Raw genomic sequence first — 14,511 nt, 5'->3', positions numbered from 1 at the left:
ATAGCCTCAGTTGGGGAGAGCGTCGACCGGGATATTTGCTTCCCGATGTGGGGTTTGCGGGCCTCATAGTGCTAACTCTCAGGTCAGAAATGTTTGGAAACTATTAGATAAAACTGTAAAAATTTAGGTTAATACTACGTAATCCTCTCGGTATTCGCACTCGATATTGCGCGTCCTCCAGTTTTGTTAGTGTCTAGGTAACGATTAGACACAAGTGCAAAAAGCTGGGGGCTAAGATGACTTGTCCGACACACGTACATAAAATGCCTGCAACGAACATGCAGGCTCAACGACCACAAGGTCAGGCCTTCAACAAGGCGCTTAACAATGCAGCCGGTGGTGCACAGTTCGCTCCGCAAGCTGCAAACTTTGGCAATGCACAGGCATTCCAACCGCGCACCAATGTGGCGCAAAACCCAATCGCACAGATTGCGCGTGAGCTTTCAAACGTTGCCGGGCAACTTGAAGGTCTGATGAATGCCGGTTTTGTTGGCATTCAAGGCGGCATGGGGTCCATGTTCAGCCTAAAGGGCCTCTCGCAAGGTCTACGTCAAGTTTCTAACATGCTGTTCCAAATGTCTGGTTCCATGGGCGGCGGCGGCCAATTCGCTCAAGTCTTAAATTTGGGTGGCGGCGGCGCCATGCAGCCTGCTTACGGACAATTTGGTGGTCAAAACAACGGTTTGCAGTTGCGGATCAACCTCCCGATGAACGGTGGTGGTTTTGCGAATGGCGGCAACTTTGGCGGCATGAACTTTAATGGAGCGGGTACCGCTCAATACGGCTTTGGCAACACTCAACCAGCCCTATTCCTGCGTGCTCCGGCCAATCAGAATGGCTTTGCTGCTCAGCAGTTCCAAGGTGGAAACCGCCCGACATTTGCTGCTCCGCAAGGTGGACAGCATAATCACGGTGCTCATAACCATGGTGCCCACAATCACGGTGCGCACAATCATGCTGGGCACCAAGCCCGTCCAATGCCTGCGGCAAACCGTCCGGCAGGTCACGCAAATCATGCGGGCCATAATCACAATGCCCATGCAGGTCATAACCACGGTGCGAATAATGCGCACGCCGGTCATAACCATAATGCGCAGGCTGGCAACAACGCACACGCAGGTCATAACCATGCTGGTCATAACCACGCTCAGCAAGGCGGTGTTGGCGCCGGACATGACTTCTACTCTCATGCGCGTCATCTGTTCCCGAATGCACTGGCTCCAACGCAGCGTCAGTATGGCGGGTTCCATGTAACTGGTGACAAGCAGATTACCGGACGCTCAACGATCACCGGACTTCAGCCGGTAATTGAGCAAGCTGTTGCTCAGGTGAAAGCTGCCAACCCGAACCTGACAGGTGCTGATCTTGAGGCAAAAATCGCCAACAAGCTGACCAATCTGAACGACTGGGAAAACCTGACACCGCAAACTCAGGAAGCATTGGTCCGCGCCACCGGTCAAGATTTCGGCAAGATGACCAAGGCCGAGCGTGAGAAGTCGATCAACCACTTGCTGCACTCACCGCTTCCGTTCGGTGATATCAATCAGCCGCTGACCAAGGACTGGTCTATTGACCTTGGTTACACGCACACTCTTGATAAGGCAAAAACCACTGCTGAAGATCTTGGAAACGGTTTCTTCCGCATCAAGTTGATCTCCAACAACAATAACGGTTCGCACACCGGTCACAACATGGGGTCATTTGTTGTGAAGCTGGATGCGGGCACCACTGAAGCCGAAGCAAAGAAAATCGGCAATGGCATGGTGACCAACACCAATAACAACAACAAGCTCTATCTCGACGAAGCAGCCAGAAATTATCTCCATAATCACTAAGGCAAAAGCTTCGAAACTGACTGGCGGCTGCTCCTTAGGGGCAGCCGTTTTCTTTTATCCAGTATCCATTGGGAAAGCTGTACGGCGGACAATGGGGCGGATGGCAAACGACGTTTTCATTCTCAATACACCGGGAAGGCGGGCCAGTTGTTCGCGGTGGATGCGTTCAAAGTCCAATGGGTCTGATGCCGTGACCCTCAACATGTAGTCCGCATCTCCGGCCATCAAAAAGCACTCCATTACTTCGGTTGCCCGAGCCACGGCCTTTTCGAAGGCTTCCAAAACCTCGTTGGATTGGCCGACAAGGGAGATCTCGACAAAGACATCCATGCGGCGGCCAAGCTTCGTTTGGTCAAGTAGCGCCACATAGTGAGCGATGATGCCGCTTTCTTCCAGCGCACGCATGCGGCGCAGGCAGGCTGATGCTGATAAGCCAACCTTGTCGGCTAGGTCTGCATTGGCGATGCGGCCATCCGTCTGCAGAACGGCAAGTATCCGTCTGTCTATGACATCTAGCTTCATTTTTTAATAACCTCGCATAATATGCGGTGAAGTCTCAACCTTACGCATGATTATTGCAAAAATGCGGTTTCCGCAATTCACCTTCGCAAGCACATGCTGTGCATTCAGGCATACACTTTTGAGATAGTTGCGTAAGACAGCATCACAGAAGGGGAAACGCCATGCGCATTGGTGTGCCAAAGGAAATCAAGAACCACGAGTACCGCGTCGGACTGACACCAGACAGCGTTGTTGAATTTATCGCGCACGGGCATGAAGTGTTTGTCGAGGCAAATGCCGGTGTTGGCATTGGCATTGGTGCTGATGATGCGGCTTATGAAGCTTCGGGTGCAAAGGTTCTTGGCACGGCAAAGGAAGTGTTCGACATTGCGAACATGATTGTAAAGGTCAAGGAGCCTCAGGCTGTTGAGCGCGCCATGTTGCGTCCTGACCATATCCTCTTCACATATCTCCACCTTGCTCCGGACGCAGAACAGACTGCGGATCTGGTCAAGTCAGGTGCAACCTGCATTGCTTACGAGACGGTCGTTGATGCCAATGGCGGTCTGCCGCTCTTGGTTCCAATGTCTCAGGTTGCGGGTCGCTTGTCAGTGATCGCTGGCGCAAAGTCGCTTGAGAAGGCAAATGGCGGCTCTGGCGTTCTCGTTGGCGGTGTACCCGGCGTTGCTCCGGCCAAGGTTGTTGTCATCGGCGGTGGTGTCGTTGGGTCGCATGCGATCGCAATGGCGCTGGGTCTCGGCGCTGATGTGACTGTGCTCGACCGTAACACCAACGTTCTGGCGAACCTTTCCCAGACCTATGGCGCTGCTTTGAAGACTGTCTACTCCACCAAGGCAGCCCTGGAAGCGCACGTTCTTGAGGCAGACATGGTCGTTGGTGCCGTTTTGGTGGCCGGTGCGGCGGCGCCCAAGCTTGTTTCAGCTGATCTGGTTAGTCGAATGAAACCGGGTTCCGTGCTTGTGGATGTTGCGATCGATCAGGGCGGTTGCTTTGAAACATCCAAGGCAACAACTCATGCCGATCCAACCTATATCATTGACGATGTTGTCCATTACTGCGTGGCAAACATGCCGGGCGCAGTCCCACGGACATCAACCTACGCTTTGAACAACGTGACGCTTCCCTACGCGTTGGCACTTGCCAACAAAGGTGCGAAAGCTGCCCTTCTTGAGGATCCTCTGTTCTTGCCGGGGCTGAATGTCATCAATGGTCTGGTAACCGTTGAGGCTGTTGCTGAGTCACTTGGTTACGAATATGTGGCACCGGAAGTCGCTCTAGCCCAAGCTAAAAGCAAAGCCGCCTGATAATGGCAACAAACATCAGCCAAAAAAAATGAAAAGGCCGGTTCGTTTGAACCGGCCTTTTGTTATGGGCATTTGACCCGATAGGGCGTGCCATCCGGATCACGGATGACGCATTCTCGTGGTGCGGTTACAGCACCAATGATACTGCCACCAACTACACCAACTGCTGCGCCTGCAAGCGCAGCGCCACCAGAAGAGCCCACTGCGGCTCCGACAACCGCACCGGTTGCCGCACCCAGTCCACCCCCAATCAGCATGCGGTCACGCTGACTCTCCGAGCTGCCCGCACACGCGGTCAGAAAGAGTGAGCAAAGGGCAATTCCTACAAGATGTTTCATCAAGTCACCATGGGTGATGTTCGAATCACCCATAGTTTACAATGAAATGCCGACAAGATCGGTCTTGTTAAAATTACGGGCAGGCGACGCGGTATGGGTTGCCATTACGGTCGTAGGCCACGCAATTCTTCGGTGTGGTTGCGGAGCCGGCAATGGCACCACCTGCGCCACCAATCGCAGCGCCAACAAGTGCACCGCCGACGTCACCGGAAACTGCTGCGCCAATTGCGGCTCCTGTTGCAGCGCCAAGTCCACCGCCGACAAGTGCGCGGTCCCGCTGGCTGTCAGACTGGCAGCCAGCCAAGAACAGCGTGCTTACGGCTACAAGAAGAAGCTTTTTCATTCGGACATTCCTTTATATATCGCTTGGTATTCAATTTGATTTTGATGCGTTATGGGCAGACGACGCGATAAGGGTTGCCATTTCGGTCATAAGCCACGCAGTTCTTCGGCGCGGTTGCTGAACCAACAATAGCGCCACCGGCTGCGCCAATTGCCGCGCCAGCGAGTGCCGGTCCAACTCCGTTACCCGTTGCAGCGCCAATGACAGCACCCGTTGCGGCACCGAGGCCGCCGCCAACAAGAGCGCGGTCGCGCTGGCTATCTGATTGGCAGGCTGTCAGCAACAGGCCAGCTGCTGCGGCGAGGATCACTTTCTTCATGATCACGGTCTCCCGTTACAACCTCCGGCCCGTTTGGTCGGAGATTTTAAAATTACTGCGGCACGCTTTCACAACCCTGACGGTGAGTCTGCCGCAAATCACAACAAGGCGAGGTTAGTCCGGTTCGCCCGACCTCGCAATTCCCAGTTTCCAACAAGTCTGATTCTGCGCAGCAAAAACTACGCAGTGTTGCTGAATGGTTCCTGAACGCCACAAGGCCAACGCGCTCTTAACCCACTTAGTAAGGGCGAAATTGAGGCAATTGATTGCCGTGGTCGTTCAATATTGACGGAACGACCAGTTAGGCGGTGCCGCGCACTCGGGCAAGAAGCCCTTGGGTAGAAGCGTCTTTTCCACTTGCTTCAGCTGCGCCTTGCACCATCGGTAAGAGAGCTGTTGCCAGTTCTTTGCCAAGCTCCACACCCCACTGATCAAAGGAGTTAATGTTCCAGATCACGCCTTCAACAAACACACTGTGTTCATAGAGCGCAATAAGGCGCCCCAGCGCGAAGGGCGTCAATTGGTCGTGAACAAGTGTCAGAGATGGGCGATTGCCCGGAAATACCTTATGTGGCGCAAGGGTTTTTATCTCGTCTGCCGACTTGCCAGCGGTCTCAAGCTGGGCTGTTGCCTCTTCCAGTGTGCGCCCCTTCATGAGCGCTTCGGATTGCGCGAGGCAATTGGCCACCAGCATTTCGTGATGATGGCACATTTCTGGCTCGTGGCCCTTGGCTGCGACGATGAACTCACACGGAATGACGGTCGTTCCCTGATGGAGCAATTGATAAAAGGCGTGTTGGCCGTTCGTGCCCGGTTCGCCCCAAACCAAAGGCCCGGTTTCCTGATCCACAGCCGTTCCGTCTTTTGTCACGCGTTTGCCGTTGGATTCCATGTCAAGCTGCTGCAGATAGGCGGGCAAGCGGGAAAGGCGCTGATCGTAAGGCAGGACCGCTCTTGCCTGATGCCCGAGAACATCCCGGTTCCAAACCCCAATCAGGCCCATCAAGACCGGCAGGTTTTCCAGAAGCGGAGCTGTCTGGAAATGTTGGTCCATGGCATGTGCGCCTTCAAGAAACTCATGAAACGCATCTGGACCAATGGCGATCATCAACGGCAAGCCGATGGCTGACCAGATGGAGTACCGCCCACCGACCCAATCCCAAAAGCCGAAGACGCGCTCGCTGGAAATTCCGAATTCGGCCACTTTGTCGAGAGCGGTTGATACAGCTGCGAAATGCGCGCCGACAGCTTCCTCTCCCAGTGCCTCTGCGACCCATTTGCGGGCAGAGCGTGCATTGGTCATCGTCTCGATGGTGGTGAAGGTCTTGGAGGCGATGATGAAAAGAGTGGTCTCCGGGTCCAGGCCTTCCAAAGCATCTGCCAGGTGCGCTGCATCGACATTGGAGACGTAATGCAAGTCTGGTCCGTCGTGATATGGCGCAAGGGCGAGTGTGCACATGGCCGGACCAAGGTCTGATCCGCCTATGCCGATATTCACGACATCTTTGATGGCTTTGCCTGTCGCTCCTGTGATGTCGCCGGAACGGACAGCTTCGGAGAAGTCGGACATTGCGCTCAAGACAGCCTGAACGTCCGGCATTACGTCGTCGCCATCTACCAGGACCGGATGTCCTGATTGATTGCGCAGCGCGGTGTGAAGGACGGCGCGATCTTCGGTTGTGTTGATTTTCTCGCCAGCGAACATTGCTGAGCGCTGTTCCTCAACCTTAGCTTCTCGGGCCAATTGTTCCAACAAGGCCATGGCTTCCTTATCGATATGTGACTTTGAGTAATCGAGGAGCAGGTCGCCGGTCGTTGCTGAAAATGTGAAGAAGCGGTCTGGGTCGCCTGCAAAAAGGTCCCGAAGGCTGGATTGCTTCAGTTTGTTCGCTTTTTCGGAAAGGGAACGGAAGACAGTTTCAAGGGACACAGACACCTCCATTTAAATCAATTTAAATCGCAGAATTCTCAGCGATTCATTTCTCGCACGGCTTAACACATTCGTGTGTCAAAAGGCAGTCAATTTCTCAAGCAAAGGACTCAGGATTTATTTCATCTTTGAGGACCGACCCTTGCCAATTCTCATCAATTGATCTTCCAGCTTGATGCTATTTCCAATGTCCAAGTTTCATATTTTTAATCATTTTCCTGTAACCAAGCGGAAAGTTTGTAATGCAGGGCCGGACGTTTGTTTCGGTATTTCTGCATGCGGCAGGTTGCAGGAGAGTGAGTACATGAGTGCCCTTGGGGAGCTCAGAAAGTCCAAAGATGACGTCAAAGAGGTTCTGGTCATTGATTTCGACCAGCTGACCTGTGTCCCTGCAACGATTTCCAATATGAACGAGTGGGGATGCCGATTGACGTCGGACCGCATCTCCGAGTTGCAAAAAAACATTGGAATTCGCATTGAAGACGCCGGTCATCTCGTTCGCGGGCAAATCACCGCAGTTCGCAAAAAAGATGCGGCTGTTGTTTTTCCGGACACAAACAACTCAGTTGCTGATCTGCGCCGCGAGAAGAGGTCTACTGTCGATATTCCGGTCAAGATCTCCAACAAGTCGGGATCCATCAAGCTTTCTGGGAAGATCGTGGATGCGGCTCCCAACGGTTGCCGTATTCAAGTCAGTGGCATGGATGAGTTTCCCGATGATGAAGTACTCTTGGGCATTCCTCAATTCGATAAACCTATCCTTGGCGAGGTTGCCTGGACCAGCAAAACCGGATGCGGCCTTCGTCTCATCTGGGATGTGAAGGCCTTGAAGCAGGATAACAACCCCATCGATTAAGCGGTGAGCTTTGCAGCAGCGCGGGCACGGTCCTCGATGCCGGCCCAATCTTTTGCCTCAACGGCTTTGGCATCGGCAATCCATGAGCCACCGACACACAAGACATTCGGCAATTTCAAGTAGGTTGGCGCTTTTTCGAGGCTCACGCCCCCTGTCGGGCAGAATTTCGCAGCGGCAAGCGGTGACCAGAGGGACTTCAAATATGCCGCCCCGCCTGCCTGTTCAGCCGGGAAGAATTTCAGGCGTTCATACCCGCGTTCCATAAGTGCCATGACTTCAGATGCTGTTGCAGCACCGGGCAGCAATGGCACATCGCTTTGTTCTGCGACATCAATCAAGGTGTTCGTGGCTCCGGGCGACACGATGAACTGGCTGCCCGCAGAGACTGCTGCCTCATATTGAGCCTCATTCAAAACGGTACCTGCGCCCGGAAAGGCACCTTCCACGTTTTCTGAAACCAGACGAATGGCCTCGAGTGCGCCTTCAGTCCGAAGAGTAATCTCAATCGATGGCAGGCCACCCTTGACCAGAGCCTCTGCCATCGGAACGGCCTTTTTCGGGTCCTCGACGACGAGAACCGGAATAACCGGCGCGGCCAGCATGATTTTTTCAATTTTTGCGACGTTCTGAGCCATATGTCTGGTCCGGTTGATAAGGGTCAAAGTCCAAAGACGGATGCGCCGGTGTCTGCAGTGCCGACGGCTTGCCGAAACGTGGCGAAGAGATCCCGACCAACGCCGGTTTGGTGGTCGTCCAGAGTTGCCGAAGCGAGTGGGCGGGCTGCAAACTCGTCCGCGTCCACCAATACCTCCAGTTTGCCAGTTTTGGCATCCACACGGATCATGTCGCCATCCTTGATTTTGGCAATCGCGCCACCGTCGGCGGCTTCTGGCGTTACGTGAATGGCAGCTGGAACCTTGCCGGATGCGCCTGACATGCGTCCATCTGTGATGAGTGCAACCTTGTGTCCACGGTCCTGAAGAATGCCGAGACAAGGAGTTAGCTTGTGCAGCTCTGGCATTCCGCAGGCCTTTGGACCCTGAAACCGAACCACAGCCGCGATGTCGCCGGTGATCTCCTTGTTGGAGAAGGCTTTGAGGAAGTCTTCCTGAGTGTGGAACACGCGGGCAGGAGCCTCGATGATGTGCCGATCTTCGGCAACAGCTGAAATCTTTATGACTGCCTTGCCGATATTGCCAGACAGCATTTGCAATCCGCCTGTGGTCTGAAACGGCTTGGAGATCGGTGCAACCACGGTTTCGTCGCCCGATTTCTCAGGGACTGCTTGGCGTGTGATGTTGCCCTCACCATCCAGTTGCGCCTCAACTGTGTAGGCGGATAGATCTGAGCCATAGACCGTTTTGACATCCCTGTGCAGATATCCTTCTGAGAGAAGCTCGCGGATCACAAATCCAAGGCCACCCGCGGCTTGGAAGTGGTTCACATCAGCTTTCCCGTTCGGATAAACGCGGGCCAGTAGTGGCGTGTTGTCCGACAGGTCTGAGATATCATCCCAAGTCAGTTTGATGCCAGCCGCTGCAGCCATGGCAACAAGGTGCATGGTATGGTTGGTCGAGCCGCCGGTGGTATGCAGACCGACAACGCCGTTTACGATGGCTTTTTCGTCGATGACTTCGCCAACCGGTGTGAATTCGTTGCCAAGAGCGGTGATGGCCAAGGCGCGTTTCGCGGCTTCCTTCGTCAGAGCATCTCGCAGAGGCGTGCCCGGATTGACAAAGGAAGCGCCCGGCATGTGCAGACCCATGATTTCCATCAGCATCTGGTTGGAATTGGCCGTTCCATAAAACGTACAGGTGCCGGGAGAGTGATAGGCCTTGGATTCAGACGCCAAGAGCGCGTCGCGGCCAACTTTTCCTTCTGCGTAGAGCTGGCGGACCTTGGCCTTTTCATCGTTGGAAATGCCGGTTGTCATTGGACCTGCCGGGATGAAAATCGCTGGCATGTGGCCGAATGTGAGCGCTGAAATGACGAGGCCCGGAACGATCTTGTCGCATATCCCAAGATAAACGGCAGCATCAAACATCTGGTGCGAGAGGCCAACGGCCGCTGCCATGGCAATGACATCACGGGAAAACAGGGAGAGCTCCATGCCTTCTTGGCCCTGTGTCACTCCATCACACATGGCTGGCACAGCGCCTGCAACCTGAGCAACAGCACCAGCGTCCCGAGCTGCCTGCCGGATCAAGTCCGGGTACGTCTCATAAGGCTGGTGGGCTGACAGCATATCATTGTAGGCGGTGATGATGCCAAGATTTGGCACCACGTCCCCCGAAAGAGCCGCCTTTTCGGATACACCACAGGCGGCAAATCCGTGGGCGAGGTTGCCACAGGAAAGCCGGGATCGTTTTGGGCCTTTTTCTGCCGCTTTGTTCAAGCGCTCCAGATAAGCGGAGCGTGTGTCATGGCTGCGTTTGGCGATCCGTTCGGTGATCTCGCCAACTCTGGCTTGAAGCGTCATCTTGCTCATCCCTCCGGGCCCTGTTTGCGGGCACATCGAAATGCCGAGAAGCCAAATGGCTCAAACTCGGCACTTAAATCGATTTAAGTTCTCCAGATAGCGTTGCTCATGTCAGCTGTTGTTTTCTGGAGAAGGGCAACGGATGTGGCCGTTGCCGGTTTATCGTCTTACAGTTCGTCTTCTGCCCAAGTCCGACCATCGCGCTCTACAAGGGCGATGGAGGCAGACGGCCCCCATGTTCCTGCCGTGTAACCGCGCGGCGGTTCCTTGCTGGTGGACCAAGCGGACAGGATCGGGTCAATCCAGGCCCAGGCAGCATCCACCTCATCGCGGCGCATGAACAGTGTCTGGTTGCCACGAATGACATCCATGATCAGTCGTTCATAAGCATCCGGATTGCGTACCTTGAAGGCTTCGGCGAAGGACATGTCCAAAGGCACCTCACGCAAGCGCATGCCGCCAGGGCCCGGGTCCTTAATCATGACCTTCATCTGCACGCCTTCATCCGGCTGCAGGCGGATGATCAGGCGATTGGCAGATATACCGCCAGCTTCCTCTGAGAAGATAGAGTGCGGGATTGGGCGGAACTGAACCACAATTTCAGATACGCGCTGGGCCAGCCGCTTGCCCGTGCGCAGATAGAAGGGCACTCCGGCCCACCGCCAGTTGGCGATTTCCGCCTTCAGCGCGACAAAGGTCTCTGTGGTGCTGTCCTCATGGCCAAGTTCCTCCAAATAACCGGGAACAGCGCCGCCAGCCGAAGCGCCTGCGCGATATTGGCCTCGCACGGTGAGGCGGTCCGCATCCTCACCTTTAATCGGCGCAAGGGCTTTCAGTACTTTCAGTTTTTCGTCCCGAACGCTATCGGCGTCCATGGATTCAGGCGGCTCCATCGCGACAAGACAGAGGAGCTGGAGAATGTGGTTTTGAACCATATCCCGCATCGCGCCGGCGGTGTCGTAGTAACCGGCGCGGCCACCAACGCCGAGGGATTCAGCCACGGTGATCTGAACGTGATCAATGTGAGCTGCGTTCCAAAGCGGCTCAAAAAGTGCGTTGGCAAAACGTAGCGCCATCAGGTTCTGGACTGTTTCCTTGCCCAGATAGTGGTCGATCCGGAAGATCTGGTGTTCGTCGAACACAGCGCCAACCGTGTCATTCAAGGCTTTTGCAGACGCACCGTCCTTGCCAATCGGCTTTTCAATAACGATGCGGGTCAGTTCATTGACCATTCCGCCTTTGCCAAGCTGCTCGCAGATAGGGCCGAAGAGGTCCGGTCCAACAGCAAGATAAATGGCGCGAATGACATCGGGTCGTTCTTTCAGGCACTCCGCCAGCTTGTCAAAGCCCTCGCCACTGCCAATGTCGATGGCCATATAGGTCAGCTTCTCAAGGAAGGCGGCCAGCTTGTAGTTGTCGTGCTCGCTGACATGCTCTTCAATGGCTGCGCGGGCCCAGTCCCGATAGGCGTCGTCGGAATAATCCCGGCGAGACGTGCAGACAATCCGCGCGCTTTCCGGGATCTGACCGTCTTCAAACCGGTGGTAAAGTGCGGGCATCAGCTTGCGGTGGGCCAAATCGCCGGAGGCGCCGAACACCACCAGATCAAATTCTTCGACCTCAATTACGCGTGTGACCATTTACGCTTCCCCTCGAAACTTTGCGCTTCTTTTAAATCGATTTAAAGCGCTTGTCAGCCCTTTATTTCGCAGCTGCAGCAAATCCGTTTACTTCAGATCGACGTGGAAGGTCTGCCCCTTGGCGGGAGCAGGTAATCGCCGCAGCTTCAGCCGCTGTTTCTAACAGACCTTTTAGTGTTTCTGGATCTATCGACTGAAGTTGTTTCCGGTTTAAAATATGCCGGTCGTTCAAGCCCGCCATAAGTGCGGCCTGAAAGGTGTCTCCAGCTCCGACCGTATCGATTACATCAACTTTCCGGCCCTTGATCAAAACTTCGTGGTCAGCTGTATAGCCGGTTGCGCCATCGCCGCCTCTGGTGACCACGACCAGTTTTGAGCCACCTGAGATCCAGTTGTGCGCAATTTCGGCTGGGTTTTTACCGGGATGTATCAAGGACAGGTCTTCGTCACTGACTTTGATCAGGTCCGCAGACTTGGCCAATTCTGCTGTGTTTTCGCGCCACAGTTCCATGTCCGGCTCAACAGTTGGCCGGATGTTCGGGTCAAAGGAAATCAGGCTGCTGTCCTTGTGGCGAGCGATCAGTGTTTTCAGGCTGTCTGACACTGGTTTGACCAATGCCGTGTAAGAGCCGACATGGATGAAGGTTGGCGAAGTTCGCAGCGAGGGAAGATTTTCTGCGGTAACCATTCGGTCCGCAGCGCCTTCGCCATAGAATGTGTATGCCGGGACGCCGTTTGCGTCCTTTTGCACAAGGCTAAGCGTGGTAAGTGCGTTTGAGCGATGAACCATCGAAGTATCAACGCCTTCTTTATCGAGCTGGTCGATCAGCTTTTGGCCGAGCGTGTCCTTCGAAATTCCGCCGAAGAAGCCAACTTCAGCCTGAAGCCTTGCAAGACCAACGGCGACATTGAAAGGCGAGCCGCCAATAACCGCATGAAACGGAATAGAAGGTCCGTTGGAATTTTCGGAAAAAACGTCAAACAGGGCTTCGCCGCACACAAGGATCATGGTGGGTCTTTCACAAGATTATCTAAGGAGTAGACGGCCAGTACCTGGGGTCGCTGGCTGTCCAAATTGAAGAGATGGATCAAGCGGCCATGTCGGAAGGAGGATCCATTGCCCCAGTCATGATCGCAACGGCGTCGGACATGGAAAAATCTGTCGGCTTGATCACGCAGGCGCGTTTGCCGAGGCGGTGAATGTGGATGCGATCTGCGACCTCGAAAACATGAGGCATGTTGTGGGAGATCAGGACAATGGGCAGGCCTCTCGCCTTAACGTCCTTGATAAGCTCCAGCACGCGCCGACTTTCCTTAACACCCAAAGCCGCCGTTGGTTCATCCATGATAACCACCTTGGACCCAAAAGCCGCTGCACGTGCAACCGCAACACCTTGGCGCTGGCCACCAGAGAGGGTTTCAACGGCCTGATTGATGTTCTGGATGGTCAACAATCCAAGCTCAGTGAGCTTATCGCGGGCCATGTCTTCCATTCGCTTGTGATCAAGCTGACGGAGCCATTTTCCGCGAAAACCGGGTTTGCGCAGTTCGCGGCCCATGAACATGTTGTCTGTGATGGACAGGGCAGGGGACATGGCAAGGGTCTGATAGACGGTTTCAATTCCCGCCTCCCGCGCATCAATCGGTGAGGAGAAATGGACTGGTGTTCCGTCCAGCAGAATTTCGCCTTCATCCGATTGAACAGCGCCGCTGAGGGCTTTGATCAAGGTGGACTTTCCCGCGCCATTGTCGCCAATCACGGCAAGGATTTCGCCGGGATAGAGTTCGAAGTCTGTGTGGTCCATGGCGACAACGCGGCCATAGCGTTTGACCAGGTTTCGGGCTTGCAGAACAGGTTGCATTAGACAGACACCTTTCTGATCCATTGGTCGACCGCGACAGCGGCGATGATGAGAAGGCCGATGAGGAGGTAGGTCCATTGTGCGTCTGCTCCAAGCAGGCGCAGGCCTAGGGTGAAGACGCCAACGATCAGCGCACCGAATAGGCTTCCTAGAATCGATCCGCGGCCACCGAACAGAGATATGCCGCCGATCACAACGGCTGTGATGGATTCAATATTGGCAAGCTGCCCAGTTGTTGGTGAGATTGAGCCAATTCGACCGATCATTGCCCATCCTGCAAAGGCGCAAATAAGACCGGAGATCATGTAGACTGAAATTAGGGTCTTCTTGACCTGAACGCCTGAGAGCTGCGCTGCCTCAGGGTCATCGCCCACCGCGTAAACGTGGCGCCCCCAAGCTGTCTGTCGGAGCGCATAGGCCAAGACAATGACCAAAAGCACCATAAAGATGACGCCGTAAGTGAAGATCGCGCCGCCGATATTCACCTTGTTGCCGAAGAACTGAAGCAATGGCGCATTGGCGCTGATGTCCTGCGAGCGAATGGTTTCGTTGGCGGAGTAAAGGAAGTTGGTTGCCAGAACAATCTGCCACATACCGAGTGTGACGATGAACGGAGGCAGTTTGACGACCGCGACGAGGAAGCCGTTGATGTAACCGCAAATGGTTCCGCAAATCAGGCCGCACAACACGGCAATTTCTGCAGGCAAGCCATATCGGAATGTTACCTGCCCCATGACCACGGATGACAGCACCATGATAGCGCCCACTGACAAATCAATGCCTGCCGTCAAAATGACTAGGCTTTGGGCGGCTGCCACGATGCCGACGATTTGAACCTGTTGCAGGATCAAGGTCATGGCAAACGGAGAGAAGAATTTGGATCCGAGCAAAATGCCGAAGATCGCAATTGAAAGAACCAAAACAATCAGGGGTACCAAAGCTGGTGTTTGGTGCAATCTATGCTGCAGCTTGTGGCTCCAGACCTGATTATGGCTATCGAACTCGGCAACGGTTTGCGGACTTGAGGCGGCCGCAGTTTCGAAATCTGCCGGTCCTTTTTTCGTGTCTGTTTCGGAGGTCATA

The 14,511-nt window shown here is 54.5% G+C and carries 14 protein-coding genes; 3 read left to right on the top strand and 11 right to left on the bottom strand.

Annotated elements, in window-relative coordinates:
* The first annotated feature begins 263 nt into the window (after nucleotides 1-263).
* The gene (locus TRICHSKD4_RS28425) at nucleotides 264-1,835 is read left to right on the top strand and encodes a hypothetical protein (RefSeq protein ID WP_050763480.1); all 1,572 of its coding nucleotides are present in this window, start codon (nucleotides 264-266) and stop codon (nucleotides 1,833-1,835) included.
* Nucleotides 1,836-1,889: 54 nt separating this feature from the next.
* On the opposite strand, the gene TRICHSKD4_RS19770 is transcribed toward TRICHSKD4_RS28425, so the two are convergent.
* A complete protein-coding gene (locus tag TRICHSKD4_RS19770; RefSeq protein ID WP_009468712.1) occupies nucleotides 1,890-2,357 on the bottom strand; it encodes an Lrp/AsnC family transcriptional regulator in 468 nt (155 codons plus the stop codon).
* A gap of 161 nt (nucleotides 2,358-2,518) precedes the next feature.
* Between TRICHSKD4_RS19770 and ald the strand changes: the two genes are divergently transcribed.
* Nucleotides 2,519-3,661: an alanine dehydrogenase gene (gene ald, locus TRICHSKD4_RS19765; RefSeq protein WP_009468711.1), complete on the top strand. Its 1,143-nt coding sequence runs from the start codon at nucleotides 2,519-2,521 to the stop codon at nucleotides 3,659-3,661.
* A 62-nt stretch (nucleotides 3,662-3,723) separates the two neighbouring features.
* On the opposite strand, the gene TRICHSKD4_RS19760 is transcribed toward ald, so the two are convergent.
* From TRICHSKD4_RS19760 to pgi, 4 genes are all read right to left on the bottom strand, one after another.
* Nucleotides 3,724-3,999, bottom strand: a complete 276-nt coding sequence (locus TRICHSKD4_RS19760; RefSeq protein WP_040617262.1) for a bacteriocin — start codon at nucleotides 3,997-3,999, stop codon at nucleotides 3,724-3,726.
* Between the two features lie 73 nt (nucleotides 4,000-4,072).
* Nucleotides 4,073-4,342 carry a glycine zipper domain-containing protein gene (locus tag TRICHSKD4_RS19755; RefSeq protein ID WP_009468709.1) on the bottom strand — a complete coding sequence of 90 codons (270 nt, stop codon included), beginning with the start codon at nucleotides 4,340-4,342 and terminating at the stop codon, nucleotides 4,073-4,075.
* Between the two features lie 49 nt (nucleotides 4,343-4,391).
* Entirely contained in the window at nucleotides 4,392-4,661 is a 270-nt protein-coding gene (locus TRICHSKD4_RS19750; RefSeq protein WP_009468708.1) for a hypothetical protein, read from the bottom strand.
* A 301-nt stretch (nucleotides 4,662-4,962) separates the two neighbouring features.
* Nucleotides 4,963-6,603 carry a glucose-6-phosphate isomerase gene (gene pgi, locus TRICHSKD4_RS19745; RefSeq protein WP_040617121.1) on the bottom strand — a complete coding sequence of 547 codons (1,641 nt, stop codon included), beginning with the start codon at nucleotides 6,601-6,603 and terminating at the stop codon, nucleotides 4,963-4,965.
* 292 nt (nucleotides 6,604-6,895) lie between these two features.
* Here pgi and TRICHSKD4_RS19740 point away from each other — a divergent pair, with 292 nt between their 5' ends.
* Complete coding sequence (locus tag TRICHSKD4_RS19740; RefSeq protein WP_009468706.1) at nucleotides 6,896-7,447, top strand: PilZ domain-containing protein; 552 nt, start codon at nucleotides 6,896-6,898, stop codon at nucleotides 7,445-7,447.
* On the opposite strand, the gene eda is transcribed toward TRICHSKD4_RS19740, so the two are convergent.
* The 6 genes from eda to TRICHSKD4_RS19710 form a co-directional block, all read right to left on the bottom strand.
* Nucleotides 7,444-8,082, bottom strand: a complete 639-nt coding sequence (gene eda, locus TRICHSKD4_RS19735; RefSeq protein ID WP_009468705.1) for a bifunctional 4-hydroxy-2-oxoglutarate aldolase/2-dehydro-3-deoxy-phosphogluconate aldolase — start codon at nucleotides 8,080-8,082, stop codon at nucleotides 7,444-7,446. The two genes, TRICHSKD4_RS19740 and eda, sit on opposite strands and share 4 nt — an antisense overlap.
* Nucleotides 8,083-8,105: 23 nt before the next feature.
* Nucleotides 8,106-9,926: a phosphogluconate dehydratase gene (gene edd / locus TRICHSKD4_RS19730; protein ID WP_009468704.1), complete on the bottom strand. Its 1,821-nt coding sequence runs from the start codon at nucleotides 9,924-9,926 to the stop codon at nucleotides 8,106-8,108.
* A 167-nt stretch (nucleotides 9,927-10,093) separates the two neighbouring features.
* Nucleotides 10,094-11,566, bottom strand: coding sequence for a glucose-6-phosphate dehydrogenase (gene zwf / locus TRICHSKD4_RS19725; RefSeq protein ID WP_009468703.1), 1,473 nt, complete (start codon nucleotides 11,564-11,566; stop codon nucleotides 10,094-10,096).
* Nucleotides 11,567-11,627: 61 nt separating this feature from the next.
* Nucleotides 11,628-12,575 (bottom strand): carbohydrate kinase, encoded by a 948-nt coding sequence (locus TRICHSKD4_RS19720; RefSeq protein WP_009468702.1) that lies wholly within the window; start codon nucleotides 12,573-12,575, stop codon nucleotides 11,628-11,630.
* A 79-nt stretch (nucleotides 12,576-12,654) separates the two neighbouring features.
* Complete coding sequence (locus TRICHSKD4_RS19715) at nucleotides 12,655-13,452, bottom strand: ATP-binding cassette domain-containing protein (RefSeq protein ID WP_208993138.1); 798 nt, start codon at nucleotides 13,450-13,452, stop codon at nucleotides 12,655-12,657.
* Nucleotides 13,428-14,510 carry an ABC transporter permease gene (locus TRICHSKD4_RS19710; RefSeq protein WP_009468700.1) on the bottom strand — a complete coding sequence of 361 codons (1,083 nt, stop codon included), beginning with the start codon at nucleotides 14,508-14,510 and terminating at the stop codon, nucleotides 13,428-13,430. The genes TRICHSKD4_RS19715 and TRICHSKD4_RS19710 overlap by 25 nt, the downstream gene beginning before the upstream one ends.
* Nucleotide 14,511: the final 1 nt, after the last annotated feature.

The sequence above is a fragment of the Roseibium sp. TrichSKD4 genome (assembly GCF_000148725.1).
Lineage (GTDB): Bacteria > Pseudomonadota > Alphaproteobacteria > Rhizobiales > Stappiaceae > Roseibium.
Note: the sequence above shows the minus strand (reverse complement) of the source record. Positions and strands in the feature narration are given on the sequence as shown.